Origin of the sequence: Paenibacillus nitricinens, from assembly GCF_052056485.1 — a bacterium.
GTDB classification, from domain to species: domain Bacteria; phylum Bacillota; class Bacilli; order Paenibacillales; family Paenibacillaceae; genus Paenibacillus_AQ; species Paenibacillus_AQ nitricinens.
The window spans coordinates 5,719,098-5,738,468 of sequence record NZ_CP183948.1; the positions used below are offsets into that span (position 1 = coordinate 5,719,098).

Genomic DNA, 19,371 nt, shown 5'->3' on the forward strand with positions numbered 1-19,371 from the left:
TTTATATTTCACTTATTCCATACAAAAAAACCTCCGACGATCGATGCAGATCGCAAGAGGCTCTGTGTGTTTATTTAGACAATGCCTTCTCATCTGCCAACGACCACAAACCTTGCGTCATTGTAGGAATTAGCACCATGACATTTGTATATAACGCTAATCGCGTTGTATACAAATCGGTTGCCGGGCTTCATCGGGCCTATCCCTCCGCCACTCTCGATAAGATATAGAGTATGAAATTTTTATGTTTGAATTCGTACAGACTTTAATGCAAGCATAAGTATAGTAAGTTTCTTGTTTTTTGTCAAAAGGAAATATCTTGAACGCTTAGGATTGTATGCTCTTTGCCTTGCTGATTTCCTTACGCATTTGTTCATTGCTGTAGCTGAATGCCGCGATTAATGTTTTACAGTTCATTTCAAGGGACTGCTTTAAATCCTCAAGATGGCTATCTAAATCCTCAAGCTGAATTTTGTCATGCAAGCCTTGATGTCGCTGCCATAAATCATCCTGCATTTCGGAATTCATATAATGAATTTCAGCATTTCTGCGCTTGCGTAGATTCTCCAGTGGATCACGATAAGAGTTCTTGATCTGTTCGAGTTGATCCGCTAACGCAGGATGCACATTCAATAACTGAAGTTGACGCAGCACTGTAAAATAAGAAAAATGCGTTTTTAATTTGGAGGTTTTGAGGTCATAAAAATGATTCAGCACCGTTCCAAGCTTGTCCAGAAGAGAGAATACACGAATAAATCCATCTTTATAAAAATAAACATAACGCGCATAATCGCCTTGTTCCACTGGTGACATATCGTCCATATAACCAGCGATTACCGATTTCCGGTAAAAAGCGGCCGCGAACCAGCTTTGCTCCAATTCATCCAGTGACGAGATCAGTCCACGTGTCCAAATCTCCAGCTTGCGGTATTCATGGTCATTATCCTCATGAGCGTTCATTTCCTTGCGCAGTAAGGCTGCAAATGTGGCCATGTTCTCCATCGCGTCAGCCAATACACCGCTGTTCTTTCGAGGCGGCTCTCCAAGTATAACCCGCAGCATAACCCAGTCCTCCTAAAGTTTTATCCAGCACCACGATATACCGATTTCCACTTTATTATTCCGCAGGTAAAGCGACTCTATCCACGGTGGGAACTTTCTACTAAGGGCGTTACAACGGTGTCATTGGATTTGCTCTATTTTTTTCAACAACAACATTTCTCGCGCGATTCAGCTGCCAGACTCTTACACTCATATAACATAGAACACCAAACAAACAGGCAATCAACAAAATATGAGCCAAGGCGGCAAATATGTACAATCTTTCATTATCAAGCGTGTAAACAACAGCAGCTCCACTAAACACCTGCATCAAGCATAGCAGAACAGCAGCTACGCCAAGAGCTCTTAGCTCTGGGTAATCCTTATGTTTCCAAAAAGCTAAATGACCAAGCACCGCAGTAAGAATGAATAAGATCAAAGCCGCAATCCGATGCGTAAAAACAATACCTACTCCCCCGGAAAGCTCGGGAACCCATTCACCGTTACATAGCGGCCAGCCCGAACATCCACCACGTGAATCCGTATGACTAACAAAGGCTCCAATATAAACAACAACATAGGAATATAAGGCCGTTAAGCAGGTTAAATTGCGGAAAGCCTTGCTGACGGGTTTCTTCTGTAGCTCCACCTTAGGATCGTACTCACCTGCTTCATGTCTCCTTTTAGCTCCGAGAGCCAGCATCAGAGAACTTGAAAAAGCGATTAAGGAGAAGCCCATATGCAGTGCCATCACAGCAGCTGATTGGGATTTAATTACTGCAAGCGCTCCCATACCACCTTGAACAATTACAAACAGTAAAGTCATGAATGCATATGCTAACAAGTCCTTCCGATTTCGGGCATAACGCCAAAAAGCAAACATCGAGGCAAGTGACAATAACCCAGCCAAGCCGCTAAACAAGCGATGGGTGTATTCAATCATCGAACCTACAGTATAAGCCGGAATTAATTTCCCATGACAGAGCGGCCATTCATTTCCGCATTCCAATCCCGATCCAGTCTTCGTTACTACCGCTCCCCCTAGTACAGCGAGGAACATGATAAGGCAAGTAAGATAACTAAGCCATTTCAACTGATTTGTCGTCAAAAAATATCACCCGCAGTTTTTAGGAATGAAGAAGCATCTTAAAAAACCACCGCTTTTGCTCAAACAGGCGAAAGCGGTGGTTTTCCGGAATTACTGTTGAAGGCTTTGATGCACTTGAACCGCTTTATCCAGGAAATTCTCAATTTCCTCGCGGGATTTACGTAATTTATTAACGAATCTAACCAATTCACGTCCATCGGAATACGCTACAAAGCTTGGAATACCCATAATATTTTGTTCCTGACTAACGTCACCTACAGCATCAACGTCAACCTCAACCAGCGTTAGACGATCTGCATAGGCTTGCTCTACCTCAGGAATAAAGGGATCGATAAATTTACAATCCGAGCACCAGTCCGCCTTGAAGATGGCTACAGTTAATCGAGGAGATTGAATGGCTACTTGAAATTCACCAGGAGAACTAATTTTGTCCATTGTTAATTCAGTCCTTTCTTCCATATCTGTCAAATTTCTATTCTTTAAGTGAAGCAAAATGTCATGCAGAAGTCAAACTTATTCTCGCATACGAACACGCGCAGGCTGTAATTTCATCAGCGGATTCAACAATTTTTGCAATGCACGCGGATAACTGGAGATTTCCTGTTTAGTAAGCACACCCAGTACAATTAGCATGACCAGATAAATAATAACAACTGCTGCCCCTACAACAAGACAAGTGATCAGAAACGCCAGACGTGCAGGCATTAGATCTGTTAACAGAATTCCAGCTTGGTTCAAACCAAAACCAATAACACCGGACACCAGAACTGCAATTGCGAAGCCGCCCCACCGTTTACCCATAATTTCGAAAGGTACAATGGATTTCAGCATCCGTAAGTTAAGAATAGTAATGACTACGAAACAAAGTGCTGTTGCGCCGATAATCCCGTAGATCCCAAATACCTTACTTAGTAAGAAGCTCGCGGCTAATTTAACAATAATACCCACTAGCACATAATACATTGAAATACGTGATTTGCCCATACCGAGCAAGATGGAGTTCGTTGTCATCATGGTGATCTGAAAGATCGTTCCAATCGTAAGCATCGCCACAATTCCGCTTCCGTCCAAGCTGCTGAACAGTAACCCATTCACAGAATAAGCCGCTGCCACAAGCGCCAATACAATTGGCATCCCTGTCAGGATAGAAATCCGCAAAGCAAGTGTAATTTGCTTCTTCAAGTGTCCCTCATCACGACGGGCATAGGCAGCTGATATGATCGGAATCAGCGAGGTACCTAGCGCAATGGCTAGTACCGGTGGAATTCCGGCCACACTTTGTGCACGCGTGGTTAGTATACCCAAAGCTGCTGTTGCACTCTCTCTCCCCATCTGATCGATAAGCAGTGGAACAGCCAAAGAAGTATCAATCACATTCACTACGGGAATCGTAAGTGAAGAGAGCACGATCGGAATTGATAGTGTGAAAATATCCTTGTAAATTCCCCAAATCGGCAATTTTTGAGTGGTATTGTAATTTAATCCTTGCTGTTTATCCTCTCGGCGCAGCTTGATTGCAAAATAAATCATGACACCAAATGCTGCAATACTACCAATTACGCTACCAAAGGATGCTCCTGCTGCTATAGTTGTATTGTTATATCCCTGCTGTAATAGAATATAAGCTAATAAAATAGCGACTAGTACGCGAGCAAACTGCTCTACAATCTGTGAAATACCACCGGCCATCATATTGTTGCGCCCTTGAAAATAACCGCGCATCATGGCAATTGCCGGAAAAAGTAAAAGTGCAGGTGCAATAGCCCTAACTGCCATCGCTGACTCAGGTACGTCAGCAATATGTGTCGCATAGAACGGAGCGCCGAAGTACAGCAAGGCAGTCATGATTACCCCTGCTGCTACTGAAAATATTAATGCTGCATGATATACTTGTCTCGCTTCTTCAGGACGATTCAGAGCGTACCGCTCGGAGACCATTTTACTGAGCGTACTTGGAATACCTGCTGTAGCCACGGTGAGCAGCATTAAATAGATATTGTTCGATACCCCAAATGATGCTCTCCCCACATCATCAAAAATATGATCCAGCGGCACCCGCTGAACAAGCCCGAGTACCCTTGCCACCAAAGCTGCAGCAGCAAGGATAAGCGTGCCTTTTACGAAAGACTCTTTCTTGGACAAACCATTTCCCCTTCTTCACTGTTAAAATTAAAACCGGACGACCCATATAAAAAAGAGGACGACCATAATAATTTGTAGCACAATTTTGACAACAGTACTACTAAACAACCCAAGTATGGATCCTACACTTACTTTGGCAGCTTTAGCTGGTGAAGAACCCACGATCAATTCTCCTATAAAGGCACCCAGAAACGGACCAATAATAAGTCCGAAGGCTGGGATTACAAAAGGACCAATGATTAGCCCAATCGTACTCCCGATAATCGATGAACGTGAGCCGCCAAATTTCTTAACGCCCCACGCCCCTACAACGTAATCAGCAATAAATAGAACTACAACGATCAGCGTTTGAATGATCCAGAACCAAACACCAAAAGGCTCGAAAGAAAAGAACCAGCCATATACGAAAAAAGCAAGATAAATCGCAAGTGCACCCGGCAGTATAGGATACACTGCCCCGGCTAGCCCTACGGCAAATAAAGCAATAATAAGAATCCAACCCAGGATCGTCAATACTTAACCTCCTAATAGCAAATATGCTCTATGGATTCACTTCGCAATAGCTTCATTAAAAATATATTTTTGAATGACTTCTGCAATTCCATCATTATTATTAGAAGCCACCACAGCGTCAGCCTCTTCTTTAACCGTCTCCTGAGCGTTGCCCATGGCAACCCCAAGCCCTGACTGCTGAATCGCTGCAAGGTCGTTGAGACTATCACCAACCGCTATAACTTGGGACATGTCTAGTCCTAGGAGCTTACAGACTTCCATGATTCCGGCTGCTTTATTCACTCCAAGAGGGTTAATCTCCAGGTTATGCGGAGAGGAGTTCGTAATCTCCAGCCCACCCATATCTTGAAGACGAAGCAGCAGCTTATGACGAAGCTCATCATCTTCGGTGTGATAACCGAATTTAAGCCATTCTCTGCCCGTTACATCCCCATCCCAGTTATCCTGTTTGTGGACCTTTTCCGTAGAATAGGCCCAGAACCAGATGTCATCTTCTTTAGCAAGTTCATACATTTGTTGTACCAGCATAGGGTCCATCAAGGATCGCCGATAAATTTCGTGCGGTGCTCGCCATACCTCACTACCGTTCACAGTAATCATAGGTGTTTCTAGTCCAAGCTGCTCAGCATATGGAAATGCACTTGTAAAAGCCCGGCCTGTCGATAGACAGACATGAACGCCTGCGTCGACCGCCTTTTGAAGCCATTTCACCGTTGTAGGTGTAATAATCTGTTCATCATTCAGTAGGGTTCCATCCATATCCAAAGCAAGCAGGCGGTATTTGGCAGTCATTGCCACCCCTCCATTCTTTTATGCTCTCAATAGAGCAGCTGTTTATTTTTTAATCATTATTCACCTTAGAGTCGAAGTTACTGAGTACCTGTAGTCGTTCCTTCATTCGCAGGATCATTCGTATTATTACCGGACTGTAGACTCTTCTTCGGAACGCCATCAAGTCCATATTCCCAATCATAAGCATCAAAAATTTTGCGTGCGACCGGCGCAGCACTCTGGGAACCAAAGCCCCCTTCTGGAATAACTACGGCTACGGCCAGCTTAGGATTATTTCGTGGGGCATAGGCAATAAATACACCGTTATCGCGAATTTGACCCTTTGCCACTTGTTGCGATGTTCCCGTCTTACGAGCAAAATCATAAGGGAAATTAGAAAAAGCACTCACTTCACTTCGCATACCCTGTTGGATTTCTTTCCAGTAGGATTTATCGAAGGCGGTTACCTCATCTAGCACTTCACGACCGAACTCCTTAATTACTTTTCCGTCAGCATCTGTAATCTTGCTAACTAGCTGAGGTTTGATCCGCTGTCCTTCATTAGCAAGTGTAGCTACGTATTGCGCAAGCTGCAACACTGTATAACTACCTTGTTGCCCGAAAGAAGCATATACAAGTGCCGCTTGGGCACTACCTGCCGCCTCTATATTGGTATAGTTAATCTGTCCTAAGAATTCATTGGGCAGACCACTTCCCGTGGATACACCAAGACCAAACTCTTTCATATACCTATCCCAGATATCTACGCCTTTGCTTTTGTATTTGTCATACAATCGTTTACCGATCATATCAACCATGAACGCATTCGACGATTTCTCAATCGCTCTTGCAGGGTCCATAGAACCGTACACATGTCCTCCAGAGTTTCTTACCTTGGTTTCATGACCAGCTTTACCAAAAGTCGCGAAACCTCTATCTGAATAGTAAGTTGAAGGTGTAAAGAGGCCTTCATTCAGACCGACGAGAACGCTTAAAGGTTTAATCGTTGAACCTAATAGCAATACAGACCTAAGCCCATTCCCTGAAGTTCCTGAAGAAATCGGATTAATGGTTCCGTTCTGGTAGTTATTCATAATACTGTTCCAGACATCTGTTGATAAGGAGCCTGATGTCCAAATGTTCGTATCGTAGTCCGGCATACTTGCCATACTGACGATATTCCCCGTATCAACTTCCATCGCTACAGCATAACCAGTTAAAGCATTAGGATGCGTTTTTCCCTGTACAGGATTGGAATGCAGCCACTTAATCTGATCCATAATCGCCTGCTCTGTCTTCATCTGAATGCTCTTATTAATGGTTGTCCAGACGTCATTACCTTTTACAGGAGGAACTACACGTTCGACTTTTTCTGCCATGTTCTGTGGATTGACGGAGATTTCCTGATAGCCGTTTTGTCCCCGAAGCTCTCTCTGATACTGCAGCTCCAGGCCGTCAAATCCGACAAATTCGTCGTCTTTATAAGTTAGTCCTGGCTCCGGATTGTTCTTCATTGCATTTAAGATATTCTTATAAATATTAAGGCTGTTTGCTGATTTAAAAGGCTTGATATAACCTACCGTCTGTACGGCAACCGTATCTTTGTCGTAATGACGAATGCTTTCCTCGACAATCTCAAGGCCTGGGTATTCATCCTTATGTTCCATGAAATAGGCTACTTCCTGAGTCGTTAGATCAGCCTTAATTCGCCGTGCCATAAAGCCTAGTGATTTCCGGAAATATAAATCCAGTGCCTCAATAACATCTTTTTCTGTCATTTTCTCAGCTTTTGGATCACCGTATTTATTGAAATCAGCTACCAGCTTAGCCGCCAATGCATCTGATTTAGCTTTCGCTTCAGGGGTCAGAGTAGTTTTACCGGAAATTTTATCTGTTTGCTTGGCGGTAAACTCCTTATTAAGCGTAATATACAGCGATTGAACCGGCGTAGAGTACGCTAACTTCTCACCTTCAGCAGCATAAATTACACCTCTCATGGAAGCTAGCGGTACATTTTTGGTATCTCTGCTTGTCTCCACTTCAGTTAAAGTGGGTCCTTCCACGAATTGCAACACAGCCAGGCGTATAATAATTACGCAAAATATAACAAACGTGCTAAAGAAAAACACGTTGAGTCGCAGGCCTATGGAACTTTTACTGTTGGTCTCATCTGGAGGTGAGGCCTGCTTACGGAAAAAACTCACAGTTTATTTCTCTCCTTTTTCTCTAATTATTCTTGAACGGGGCCTGACGCAGGAGCAACATTCTTTTTCGGCACACCATCGAGCCCGTACTCCCAATCATAGGCGTCAAAAATTTTACGAGCCACCGGAGCAGCGCTGTTGGAGCCAAAGCCCCCTTCTGGTATAACAACCGCTACGGCCAGCTTCGGATTATCTCGCGGAGCAAAAGCAATAAATACCCCATTATCGCGGTTAATATTTTTTCTATCTGTTTTTTCAGAGGTACCTGTCTTACGTGCAAAATCATAAGGAAAATCATCAAAAGCACTAACTTTACTGCTCATCCCCTGTTTGATCTCTTTCCAGTAGGATTTGTCAAATGTTACTGTATTAAGCACTTCTCGTTTAAATTCCTTAACCAACTTCCCTTGTGCATCCGTGATCTTACTAACAAGTTGAGGCTTAATACGCACCCCTTCATTAGCAAGCGTAGAAGCATACTGGGCAAGCTGCAATGTAGTATAACTGCCCTGTTGGCCAAAAGAAGCATAGATAAGTGCGGCCTGCGAGCTGCCTGCGGCCTTAAGATCAGTATAGTTAATCTGGCCCGGTGATTCGCCTGGGAGACCACTTTTCGTTGATACTCCCAGCCCGAATTCTTTCATATATCTGTCCCAGACCTCTATGCCTTTATCCCCCGGATATTTCTTGTAAAGCTGCTTACCCACCATATCAATCATAAATACGTTAGAAGAGTCTCTAATAGCTTTAGCTGGATCTAGTGGACCATATACGTGACCCGATGAATTTCGTACGGATGATTTATTATCCTTACCGAAATAAGTAATGCCCACATCTGAATAGGTTGTTGAGGTATTAAAAAAACCTTCATTTAAACCAATTAACACACTTAATGGTTTGATCGTAGATCCCATAAACACAAGTGAACTAAAATCATGACCTGATCTACCAGATGAATTCGAAGTAATCGTACCATTTAGATGATTATTCATAATTTTATTCCAGACAGGTGTCGGTAAGGAGTCTTTGGTCCATACATTTGAATCGTAATCCGGCATGCTTGCCATGGCGACAATATTTCCAGTCTCCACTTCCATGGCTACGGCATATCCTGTTAAAGCATCTGGATGCGTCTCACCTTGAACAGCATTGGTATGCAGCCATTTAATCTGATCCAATATGGCCTGTTCTGTCTTCATCTGAATCTTCTTATTAAGGGTCATCCAAATATTATTCCCCTTTACAGGAGCAACGTTCTGTTCAACCTTCTCAGCCATATTCTGAGGAGTCACCGAAATGACCTGATAACCATTTTCTCCTCGTAGCTCTCGTTGATACTGCATTTCCAGACCATCAAACCCCACATATTCTTCTGCTTTATACATAAGTCCAGGGGGAGAATCTTTTTTCATTTCACTACGGACATTCTTATACATCGCTATATCTTCAGTCGATTTAAATGGCTTTCCAAAGCCGACTGTCTGCACCGCTACCGTATCTTTATCGTAGTGACGAACGCTCTCCTCCACGATCGTTAGCCCCGGATAATTGTCTTTATGCTCCATGAAATAGGCTATTTCCTTTGGAATTAATCCAGTCTTGATCCGTCGCGGCACATAACCTAAATACTTTTTGAAATCTAAATCTAATGAATCCAAGATATCTTGCTGCGTCAGCTTCGGTGCATTCGGATCTCCATATTTAGCAAAATCAGCTGCAAGCCTTACTGCAAGCATATCGGAGTTGTACTTCGCCTTCTCCGTAAGTGAGGTCTCACCTGTTACTTTATCTGTCGTTCTAGCTGTGTAATCTTTAGTTAATGTAAGGTAAAGCGACTCCGTAGGTGTTGAATAGGCAATCTGCTCTCCTTCGGCAGCAAAAATAATCCCACGCATCGCTGCGAGCGGAACAATTTTCGTTTCCCGGCTCGTTTCTTCTTCACTCAACAGAGCTCCCTCAGTAAACTGTAAACCTGCAAGACGTACGATAATAATACAAAAAATAAAAAAAGTGCCAAAGAAAAAAACATTCAGTCTCAGACCTACAGAATTTCTTGAAGATATCCCGTCCTTAGGCGGGGGCTGCTTACCAAACAAACTCACCAGCTTTCTCCCCTTCTACAAGCATAAACGCCTTGACTGTCCTTATAAGGACGGTAAGTGTTTATGCGAGAAATATAAGACATAAAGTATAGTGCTTATACTTTCTTATATTTGAAAATGTCTGACATCCCTTTGCCTGTGACATTACTCTTATGATGAAGGTGAGTTCTTAGCTGCTTATTGTGAGCATGCCCTCGCATTTAAGTTAGAACTGACGTTACTTGAGTTTATTGTACCACACCCCAGGAGTTCAGCGCCCTCACTCAGAGGGCGTTCTCCCTAATATGCGTTTCATCAAAATCCTTCGGATTGAACCAATCTCCGCTGCTAGCCCAAGTCGGATCCAGCGGGATCCAAGCTTGCCGATCACTTATATATACTTCATTCCAAGCATGTGCACCATACCCGCCACGCCCATCATAACCCTGACCTGTTACAACCCGAACCTGCAAGCCCTGTGAACGAGCCATCACAGCGTACAGTCGGGCATAGTCTATACATACCCCTTGCCGAGTGTCGAATGTATCCTGTGGTGTTTGTTCATGCCAGACCCTGTTTTGCAAATAATTATCAGCTTTAGCATAATCATAAGTCACGCGTGTACCTACCCAATCATAGAGAAGTCTCGCTTTTTTCTCTTCATCTTGCGCTTGTCCAACAATGTCTTCTGCTGCTCCTATAATATCCTGAGGAATTTCATGATCGATAACCTCATATTTCCTGCGAAGGATATCATTCATCTCTGCTGCAACGGTCTTCGTCAGAATAGGGAGTTTCTTCTGCACAGTCTCACCAACAATAGGTTCAAATACAGCTGCAGCGCTCTGACTATAGATTGGAGAGGACTCCACATAACGGCTAAATCCACTCTCCGGATTTAATCCAACACAGATGAAAAGAGCGAGAACAATTACCAGACTACGCATTAAACCGATAATTAATCCAACGATTGCTCCTCCCATACGGCTAACCTGCGTAATCTTTCTGTCTTTAAACTTCTTAGCACGCCGCAATTGTGGAAAAGGAACCAACATGGATAACAACCCTAAGAGCATACGGATTAACAGATAAGAAATCAGGAGTAATAACAGAAATCTAACTAGCGGTGATTCTGATAACACAGACACCGCCGTATAATAAATTTGCTGCCACTGTGTAAGCTTCGTGTCAGGAAGACTAATCCCCGACGCCCAAGTCTCTACATAGGGATTGAGGAAGGCTGCAGCTGGGATAGCTAATACCAAAGATGCTATAGTAAATAATCCTGTTCCCAGCAGCCCAAATAATCTTCCGGTAGCACTTGAGAAACCTCTGCTCCAGCCTTGCAATAGAGAGAAGACTACAACCAGCAGGAGGGCGATCGAGATGATATTAGCATCACTCACACTAGTCATCCATCCGTTTATCATATTCGCTCTCTCCTTTCAGTCGCGCGCTTGCTCGCTTGTTATATTTTTGAGCCCAAGCCTGTTATTGATGTTTGCGGGCTTCCTCGATAAATGTTTTTGTCGTATCAGTAACACTCCACTTCCCAAGACTAACACCACGGAAAGTAACCTCTACTTTATCTTCACCCGCTGCGCCCTTCACTTCAATATTCGGCGTTGTAATCGTAAAGGTCCCGTCTCCATTTGAAGTGTACTTCGCATCCTGCGCTTCTTTAAGCATAACCTCTTGCGCTTCCTTCTTTAGCGTGCTTACCGTTCCATCTGCCACCTTATTCACAGCGTTACCAATTTGGTCCATTGTAACACCACTATAGATGAACAAACCTACAACGATCACAATGACAATCGCCCATTTCAGAACGGTTTTAACCAAATTAACAACCGCAAACAGCAGGACAAGCGCAATTACAATAACTAGCCAATTTTCCCTTATAAACTGTGACCATACCTCTGGATCCATCAATCTCACAACACCCCTATCGCCTAGTTTCGTCCCAAGGATTCTCTCTTCCCATAGACATAACGCCAATATTAATTATTATACATGAATACCCATCATAATTCATGGTTCCACCCTCCGTAAAAGGTATACCTACGAGTGGAATTAAAAAAGCGGTATAAGCCCTCTCTGTCCCACGTAAAGTACAAGTAGTGCTTAAGAATTGGTTCTTCATTATTACGCCGTCCTGCATTCACTTGTGCTGTAGGTGGCTCTCGGAGGTGTTCCCCTGTGAAAACTGCGCTGTGGCTATACTTATTTCTCTTTTTGGCGTTCTTCGATTTACATGCTCAGTATCCCGTCCTTACGCCCTTTGCCATCTCTCTTGGCGCGGGACCCACCTTTATTGGCTGGATGATGGGCATGTACTCGTTGACCCACCTTCCCGGCAATCTGCTTGCAGGCGTACTCGTCGATCGTAATGGCTCCCGCCGTTACATCGTCTTCAGCCTTGTCGCAGCGGGAGCTATCCTACTGCTGCAAGCTCATGTACAGCTTCCATGGCATCTGCTAATGCTAAGAGCAGCAAGTGGATTCGTGCTCGCTTTTCTCTCTCCAGCCTGTATGACGTTACTAGCTTCTTTATCATCGGATGCCACAGAGCAGGGTAAATATATGTCAGGACATGGTATCGTTCATACGTTAGCTTCCGTTGTATCGCCTGCTGCGGGAGCTTTTATCGTAGCAAAAGCCGGCTACTCTGGTACCTTCACCACACTTGGATGGCTCCTTATCGCAACAGGAATCATGGCTTTTTTTAGTGTACCTGCACCTTCGAGACATATCTTAAAGCCGCTAAGCTCAGCGCAATCCTCATTAAAAGTTCCAGATAAACCTTCTATTCCAGCGAAAGATGACGATCAGGTATCCAAACGGTATTACCTTTTACCTTTTTTCGTTTCCTGTTCACAAGGCGTTCTCTTTTTCGAGCTCCCACTATCTCAAACAGGGAGTAATAGTATCCTTTCCACAGGTATACTCCTGTCACTCCTCAGTTTAGGTGCTTTGGTAACGCTCAGCATGCTCTTCCTGAACCGTCTATCACCAGGAGGAAGAATAGCAGCGGCATTACTGGGAATGGCTATCTGCTTCTTTGGACTCGCCTCATTCGACAGTATCCCGACTGCTGCGATTCTTTTTGTGCTCGGTGCAGCCAAAGGAGTGCTATTTCCTGCAATGGCCTCACTCTTCATTAGTCTAGGTGGTCCTGGGCGAATGGGTCGGACTTTCTCCATGCAATCGATAGCCATGTCACTTGGTGCATTCGCTGGTCCCGTGGCTGCCGGACAGCTAAGGTCCTTTGTTTCTCCTTACTTCATAGCCTTTTTAGTTCTAATGGTAGCATTGCTTCTTCTTCCACCTAAAAACACAGGGAAACTATCGAACCTTACTTCCAAATGGAAAGGGCGAGCCGCATGATTCTTGGCTTTTACGACATTTCCCGGGGAATGAAGACTTTCCTGCCGAAACAGTTGTTAAAAATGACGATCCTTCGGTAAACTATAATGAGCCTGATGCTTGGACCCATTCCCGGAGGTGATTGTCAGCTAATGTCCATAACGATTATTGTCGAAGGTAAGAACGACCGCAGCAGATTACGACGCGTGCTGGTACCGGAAGTAGAGATCCTATGTACCTTTGGTACATTAAATACACTAAAATTAGAATCCCTCCGGCAACAAGTAGGAGATGGAGAAGTATACCTTTATTTGGATAACGACAGCTCTGGCAAAAAAATACGCAGTGTGCTCCGGGATGCCTTCCCAGATGCCGATCATATTTATACTCGCCGCGGATATGCAGGTGTGGAAGGTACGCCTGATGAATACAACATCACTCAGCTCGAAAAAGCTGGATTGGAAGATTTTATCATATACCCTGAACCACTTCCATTTTAGCTGAAGCAAGTATAAGGATAATGTATAGCAGGAAACTTATACTATCGTATATAAAAAAACGCCTTTTTCGTTATCCCCCAATAAAAAGGGATTCGAAAAAGGCGTTTTTAAGATTTGATGTTCTATTCCCGAGCCAATTCCTTCAGCTGGTCGGCAAGAAATTCAGGCGTTACATTCTCCGTATCTCCTGCGTCATACAATGCACGAAGTCGATTATCTCGGTCAACTAGCGCTATACGGTTGGCATGTACGAAATTTTCTTTGGAATTCCCTGCGATTAATACTTTAAAAGAATCCGTTGCTAACTTACGAACTTCTTCCTGATCCCCCCGCAAGAAATACCATCCATCATAATTCGCCTGAAAACGGTCTGCAAAAGTCTTAATAGCTTCCCGAGTATCATTCTTCGGATCAAAAGAGATAGAAACAAACTCCGTATCTTTACCAAAACTGCCATCCTCGACCAGAATCTTCTGTGTCTGAGATAACAAAAACGTAGTTATGGGACATACATCCGGACACTGTGTAAAAAAGAAGTATACCAGCCGTGCTTTACCTTGTGTATCAGCCAGAGTAACCTGGTCTCCATTCACATTTTCAAGAGAAAAGTCCTGTACTTCTCCGATTACTGGCAATTTTTCTTTTCCTAAATTTAAAGCGTTAATTGCCAGATAACCAGCCATAATCAAAGCAAGTATTAGCAGAAGCCAAGTCCATTTATAACGCTTAAAGGTCTGCACGGACACGTATACCCTCCCTCTTCTTAACCGTGAATCGTATTTAATACAAGTACGATCAAACTAACCGTCAGGTAGTTAATGGAGAAGAGGAAGTTCTTCTTCGCCCAAACTTCATCATCCTTTGCCTTAAAACCCATCAAGGTCAATATTAACCAAGCCAAGGACAACGCTGATGAAATGATTAGAAAAAATATGCCTGCGTAATCGTAGGCGTACATTAACACTGGAATAGGCAGCAAAAGGGCTACATAAGGAATCATCTGAAATTTCGTACGTCGTGTTCCTTTAACTACAGGTAGTAATGGAAATCCTGCCGCTCTATATTCTTCTTTACGTCTAATGCCCAACGCCCAGAAGTGAGGGGGTTGCCATAGAAACAACATGGCAAAGATCAGCCAAGCGCCTAGATCAACCGTTCCTGAAACCGCAACATAACCAATTACCGGGGGCATTGCTCCAGAAATCGCACCTACAGAGGTGCTCCATGTGGATGTCCGCTTCAACCAAAGCGTGTATACTACTACGTAAACGAACATGCCAACAATTCCAAACAAACCGGCAAGCATACCTGAAAAAGCAAACAGCACGATCAAACCTGCAATACCAAGCCCAATGGCGTATAATAATACAGTGTTTGGTTTCAGTCGTCCTGTAGGAAGCCCCCGTTCACGGGTTCTTTCCATCTTCATGTCCAGATCCCGGTCGAAATAGTTATTAAAAACACAGGCCGAAGCCATAACCAGCATTGTACCGAGCAGAGTCAGAACTAATCTGCCGTAATGAACATCCCAACCCGAGGCCAACCAATATCCCGCAAACGCCGCAATAAGGTTAGATCGGATAATACCGGGTTTTGTTACAGCAATGAAATCACGCCAGCTAGCACCTTCCGGTGGAGATTTTGCAGACATGGCTGCAGAATCGGAAGAAGCTTGAAATGTTATATGATTGTCCACACCTAATGATCCTCCTTCTAAACGAAAATCTAACGTTCTAACCGAAGTATTCACTACTTCGCTGTTAACTTTATCATAACAAACCCGTGAAGACTTTGACAGTCATGGGGCAGTAAGTTCATGAATTCGACAATTACGTGACAATATTTATTTAATTTTTCTTTCAATCCCCCTAATAACCAGAGCTGTATTTGGGTAATTATTAATAGAGAACTTCCGAACAACAAAGGAGAACTGACCAATGGATACTGCTACACATTTAGTTATGGGCCTAGGCTTAGCCGGGCTTTCCTTCGTTGATCCCATCGTTGCTTCTGATCCGAAACTGGCCGGGGCTGTTATGCTGGCAACAGTGCTCGCCTCTCAGGCTCCTGATGCCGATACTGCGCTACGACTGAAGGATAATGCGTTGTATATTCGTAATCACCGAGGAATCACACATTCCCTACCCTTTCTAATTCTGTGGCCCGCCCTGATTTCCTTCGTGTTGGGGCCTTTATTTGGCTTTACTGATTTACAAGCCCTAAGCCACATCGCACTCTGGAGCTTCATTGGCGTAGGTGTTCACGTATTTTCTGATCTATTTAATACCTATGGCACTCAGGCTGCACGTCCATTCACAGAGAAATGGATTGCCTGGAACATCATCCACATTTTTGACCCGTTTATATTTGGTAGCCATATCGCAGCCATCCTTCTCTGGATCACCGGTATCGTTCCGCCGCAACCTTTATTTATTACGCTGTATGCCTGTACAATTCTTTATTATATTTGGAGAACCGTCGTTCACGCACGCCTTACGCGTAATATCAAACTCAAGGATTTACATCATAATGCCGGCGAACGTTATATTGTAATCCCTACAATTTCTCTAAAGCGCTGGAACGTAGTAAAAGTGAAAAAAGATGGTAGCTATGATGTTGGGCAGTTAGTCAATCATCGATTGGAATGGTTCAAACATGCTGTATGCTCGAATCATCCCGCTGTGGAAATATCCAAGTCGCACCCTGATATTCAGTCCTTTCTATACTTCACCTCTTATGCAGTAGCCGAAGTCGAAGAACTTCCTTCAGGATATATGGTGCGCTGGGGGGACGTACGTTATTTACATCGTAAACAATACCCATTTGTGGCTGTATTAGTGATGGACAATCAATATCGACCTTTAAATACTTATGTAGGTTGGCTTAGCAGCGAGAAGCTCGACAAACGATTTTCCATTGACCCTGGATCTTTACGATGAAACTGTAGACTTACGCAGAGATCTATTCTATAATCACAAAAAATCCCGGAGTATTATTATCATACTCCGGGATTCATTTTAGCAGACATAGAAAGGAAGGCTCTCTTAATGGGTAAAGGACTTTCACTTTGGTTCGCTTGTTCTTCTATTCTTATTCTTACTGCCGCTTCAATCGCGATCAGTTATAGCTTTTGGTTGGCACTTCTGCTCGGATTTCTCTGTGTCATGAATATCGGCTGGGGATTTATTCTTAAGGCCAAGATCAGACGCAAGCAGGAAAGCCTAAGCGCTGATTAGATTAACGGGCTGGCAGAAATCCCATCCGCTCTTTAACTCCATTCAGCGTCTCTGTGGCAACAATGCGGGCACGACCAGCACCTTCTGCAAGAATATCTGTGATCGCACCCGAGCTACGAATTTCATTATATCGTTGTTGTATAGGCTCAAGCGTAGCTACAACCACTTCAGCAAGATCCTTCTTAAAGCCGCCATACATTTGCCCTTCATAACGATCGGCGATTTGCCCCAGTGTCATTCCAGAACATTCGGAATAAATACTCATCAAATTACTGATCTCTGGTTTATTAGCCGGATCAAAAATCACTTCACGTCCTGAATCAGTCGTTGCACGGCTGATTTTTTTACGGATTATGTCCGGTGAATCTAACAGAGCAATGTAGCTGCCTGCGTTAGGACTGCTCTTGCTCATTTTTTTGGTGCCATCATCCAGAGACATTATACGTGCACCCACCTCTGGAATGTACGGCTCCGGAATGGTAAAGAATTCGCCAAAACGATTATTAAAGCGGCCAGCTAAATCACGAGTCAGTTCCAAATGTTGTTTCTGATCTTCTCCAACTGGTACAAGATCCGCATTATAAACAAGAATATCTGCTGCCATCAAGGAAGGATAGACGAATAAACCAGCGCCAACAGAATCTTTACCTGATGATTTATCTTTAAACTGGGTCATACGCTCCAGCTCGCCCATTGCTGTAAGTGTCGTCATGATCCAGCCCAGTTCAGCGTGTTGTGGCACATGAGACTGCATATAGACATTAGAACGTGCAGGATCAATTCCTGCTGCAATAAAGAGGGCCGCTACGGACTCTGACTGTTCACGCAGTGCCGCAGGATCTTGTGCTACAGTGATTGCATGCATATCGACTACCATAAAGAAACATTGATGATCCTCTTGCAGCTTCACAAAATTTTTCAGTGCTCCAATGTAGTTCCCCAGTGTAAGTGAACCGCTCGGCTGAATACCTGACATTACTTTTTTCATAATATAGACCTCCGTTTGATTTCGTTTCTAAGTTTCCGAGAACGCAAAAAAAGCCTCATCCGCAAGGGACGTGAGACCGTGGTGCCACCCTTATTCGCTGCTTAATCTTGTTTGGACAAGAAAAAAACAGCCTTAGTCTTCCGTTAACGGGGAAGATCCGGCCGGTCTACTAGGGCATCTAGCTCCCGTTCAAGCTCGGCGCTCAGGGGTCCATTCATCAGGTTTGTCCTACCGGTTCGCATCAACCACCGGCTTTCTGAAGGTGCAATGCCTGCCTACTTGTCCCCGTCATCACATTATCATCATGAATTAATGCCTTCATCATAGAACCATAAAGAGAAGTTGTCAAATCACTTAACCACTACCGTATAAATCTGTTATGATAAGGTTATCCATGTTCTATTCGATTACAGTTACGATAAAGGAGCATATCTCATGAAACAGGTGACCAAAGGGCAGTGGGGCGGTTATGATACTTATATTTTGCACAGCCGTGAACTGGAAGTCACGCTTTTGCCGCGACTAGGAAATAACGTGATTTCATTGTTTGATGTAAAGAAACAACGAGAAATTCTACGGCGCCCTGATGAAAGCGATCAAGCTTTCTTTATGCAAAAACCTTACCATTTTGGCATGCCGCTATTAATTCCACCCGGAAGAATTCGTAAGGGCCAATTTCAGTTCGAGGGTACAAGTTATCAATTTGACCAGAACACCGCTAATGACAATCATATTCATGGTCTACACCGAACTCAGGCCTGGTGTGTCAGCGATATTGAAGAAGATGAGGATGGTTGCGCGGTCACTACTGAATTTCTAACGGAAGATGATCCCCACTGGATGGAGCAATTTCCTATCCCGCTTAAATTCGAAATGACGTTTAGGCTTCAGGAAGCCCGATTTACCCAAACTTTAAAGGTTACAAATCTTGGAGATCACCGAATTCCTTTTGGAATCGGTTATCACACCTGGTTTATGATTGATGGAGAACCTGAGCGCTGGAATCTTAAGCTCCCGGTAAATAGTATTTATGAACTGAATGATGAATTGCTCCCTAGCGGCAATCTAATTCCACTTGGTGATCTGGAAGCCTTGAACACCGGAATGAACATGCAGGGAACTAATTTTGATACTGCTCTACGTATTGGAGAAAAACAACCTGTAGAAGCCTTATTATTACGCGATGATGGTTATGGCCTTCGTTATACTGCTGACGAGAATCTATTCCGTCACTGGGTGCTATATACCAAAGGACCCGCCGAACAATTTCTGTGCATTGAGCCCTATACTTGGCTCGCGAATGCACCGAATGTATCCGAGGATGCTTCCTTCACAGGTCTTTTAACGATAGAACCTGGTCAGAGTCAGAATCTATCCACCGTGCTGGAAATGATCTATCCTGAGATTTAAAGCACATATAC

Annotated in this window: 18 protein-coding genes, 1 riboswitch and 1 other annotated feature; of the genes, 5 read left to right on the forward strand and 13 right to left on the reverse strand. The window is 43.8% G+C overall.

What is annotated here, in order from left to right:
• Positions 1-86: 86 nt before the first annotated feature.
• Positions 87-226, reverse strand: a riboswitch (SAM riboswitch).
• 101 nt (positions 227-327) lie between these two features.
• From ACN6KS_RS25490 to ACN6KS_RS25535, 10 genes are all read right to left on the reverse strand, one after another.
• Positions 328-1,062 carry a Cthe_2314 family HEPN domain-containing protein gene (locus ACN6KS_RS25490; protein ID WP_440960758.1) on the reverse strand — a complete coding sequence of 245 codons (735 nt, stop codon included), beginning with the start codon at positions 1,060-1,062 and terminating at the stop codon, positions 328-330.
• A 109-nt stretch (positions 1,063-1,171) separates the two neighbouring features.
• Positions 1,172-2,149, reverse strand: a complete 978-nt coding sequence (locus tag ACN6KS_RS25495) for a COX15/CtaA family protein (protein ID WP_280787895.1) — start codon at positions 2,147-2,149, stop codon at positions 1,172-1,174.
• 90 nt (positions 2,150-2,239) lie between these two features.
• Positions 2,240-2,584, reverse strand: coding sequence for a thioredoxin family protein (locus ACN6KS_RS25500; RefSeq protein WP_042130904.1), 345 nt, complete (start codon positions 2,582-2,584; stop codon positions 2,240-2,242).
• 78 nt (positions 2,585-2,662) lie between these two features.
• The gene (locus ACN6KS_RS25505) at positions 2,663-4,291 is read right to left on the reverse strand and encodes a putative polysaccharide biosynthesis protein (protein WP_440960759.1); all 1,629 of its coding nucleotides are present in this window, start codon (positions 4,289-4,291) and stop codon (positions 2,663-2,665) included.
• Positions 4,292-4,318: 27 nt separating this feature from the next.
• Positions 4,319-4,804 carry a DUF456 domain-containing protein gene (locus ACN6KS_RS25510; RefSeq protein ID WP_076285251.1) on the reverse strand — a complete coding sequence of 162 codons (486 nt, stop codon included), beginning with the start codon at positions 4,802-4,804 and terminating at the stop codon, positions 4,319-4,321.
• A 36-nt stretch (positions 4,805-4,840) separates the two neighbouring features.
• Positions 4,841-5,596: a Cof-type HAD-IIB family hydrolase gene (locus ACN6KS_RS25515; RefSeq protein WP_094873314.1), complete on the reverse strand. Its 756-nt coding sequence runs from the start codon at positions 5,594-5,596 to the stop codon at positions 4,841-4,843.
• Between the two features lie 77 nt (positions 5,597-5,673).
• Positions 5,674-7,779 (reverse strand): peptidoglycan D,D-transpeptidase FtsI family protein, encoded by a 2,106-nt coding sequence (locus ACN6KS_RS25520; protein WP_094873312.1) that lies wholly within the window; start codon positions 7,777-7,779, stop codon positions 5,674-5,676.
• Between the two features lie 26 nt (positions 7,780-7,805).
• On the reverse strand, positions 7,806-9,881 hold the full coding sequence (locus ACN6KS_RS25525; protein ID WP_440960760.1) for a peptidoglycan D,D-transpeptidase FtsI family protein: 2,076 nt from the start codon (positions 9,879-9,881) through the stop codon (positions 7,806-7,808).
• Between the two features lie 263 nt (positions 9,882-10,144).
• Complete coding sequence (locus ACN6KS_RS25530; protein ID WP_440960761.1) at positions 10,145-11,290, reverse strand: transglutaminase domain-containing protein; 1,146 nt, start codon at positions 11,288-11,290, stop codon at positions 10,145-10,147.
• A gap of 61 nt (positions 11,291-11,351) precedes the next feature.
• The gene (locus tag ACN6KS_RS25535) at positions 11,352-11,789 is read right to left on the reverse strand and encodes a hypothetical protein (RefSeq protein WP_042191604.1); all 438 of its coding nucleotides are present in this window, start codon (positions 11,787-11,789) and stop codon (positions 11,352-11,354) included.
• Positions 11,790-12,059: 270 nt separating this feature from the next.
• Here ACN6KS_RS25535 and ACN6KS_RS25540 point away from each other — a divergent pair, with 270 nt between their 5' ends.
• Together ACN6KS_RS25540 and ACN6KS_RS25545 are read left to right on the forward strand one after the other, a co-directional pair.
• Positions 12,060-13,247, forward strand: a complete 1,188-nt coding sequence (locus tag ACN6KS_RS25540) for an MFS transporter (protein ID WP_440960762.1) — start codon at positions 12,060-12,062, stop codon at positions 13,245-13,247.
• 131 nt (positions 13,248-13,378) lie between these two features.
• On the forward strand, positions 13,379-13,726 hold the full coding sequence (locus ACN6KS_RS25545) for a DNA primase (RefSeq protein ID WP_076285257.1): 348 nt from the start codon (positions 13,379-13,381) through the stop codon (positions 13,724-13,726).
• A gap of 122 nt (positions 13,727-13,848) precedes the next feature.
• Here ACN6KS_RS25545 and ACN6KS_RS25550 read toward each other — a convergent pair whose 3' ends face one another.
• A complete protein-coding gene (locus ACN6KS_RS25550; RefSeq protein ID WP_440960763.1) occupies positions 13,849-14,472 on the reverse strand; it encodes an SCO family protein in 624 nt (207 codons plus the stop codon).
• A 17-nt stretch (positions 14,473-14,489) separates the two neighbouring features.
• On the reverse strand, positions 14,490-15,422 hold the full coding sequence (gene cyoE, locus ACN6KS_RS25555) for a heme o synthase (protein ID WP_094873303.1): 933 nt from the start codon (positions 15,420-15,422) through the stop codon (positions 14,490-14,492).
• Positions 15,423-15,663: 241 nt separating this feature from the next.
• Between cyoE and ACN6KS_RS25560 the strand changes: the two genes are divergently transcribed.
• Together ACN6KS_RS25560 and ACN6KS_RS25565 are read left to right on the forward strand one after the other, a co-directional pair.
• Complete coding sequence (locus ACN6KS_RS25560; protein ID WP_094873301.1) at positions 15,664-16,665, forward strand: metal-dependent hydrolase; 1,002 nt, start codon at positions 15,664-15,666, stop codon at positions 16,663-16,665.
• A 108-nt stretch (positions 16,666-16,773) separates the two neighbouring features.
• On the forward strand, positions 16,774-16,962 hold the full coding sequence (locus tag ACN6KS_RS25565) for a hypothetical protein (RefSeq protein WP_042130914.1): 189 nt from the start codon (positions 16,774-16,776) through the stop codon (positions 16,960-16,962).
• 1 nt (position 16,963) lies between these two features.
• Here ACN6KS_RS25565 and trpS read toward each other — a convergent pair whose 3' ends face one another.
• Complete coding sequence (gene trpS / locus ACN6KS_RS25570; protein WP_094873300.1) at positions 16,964-17,950, reverse strand: tryptophan--tRNA ligase; 987 nt, start codon at positions 17,948-17,950, stop codon at positions 16,964-16,966.
• 61 nt (positions 17,951-18,011) lie between these two features.
• Positions 18,012-18,251: a binding site (T-box leader), on the reverse strand.
• A gap of 134 nt (positions 18,252-18,385) precedes the next feature.
• Here trpS and ACN6KS_RS25575 point away from each other — a divergent pair.
• Positions 18,386-19,360 carry an aldose 1-epimerase gene (locus ACN6KS_RS25575; protein ID WP_094873299.1) on the forward strand — a complete coding sequence of 325 codons (975 nt, stop codon included), beginning with the start codon at positions 18,386-18,388 and terminating at the stop codon, positions 19,358-19,360.
• Positions 19,361-19,371: the final 11 nt, after the last annotated feature.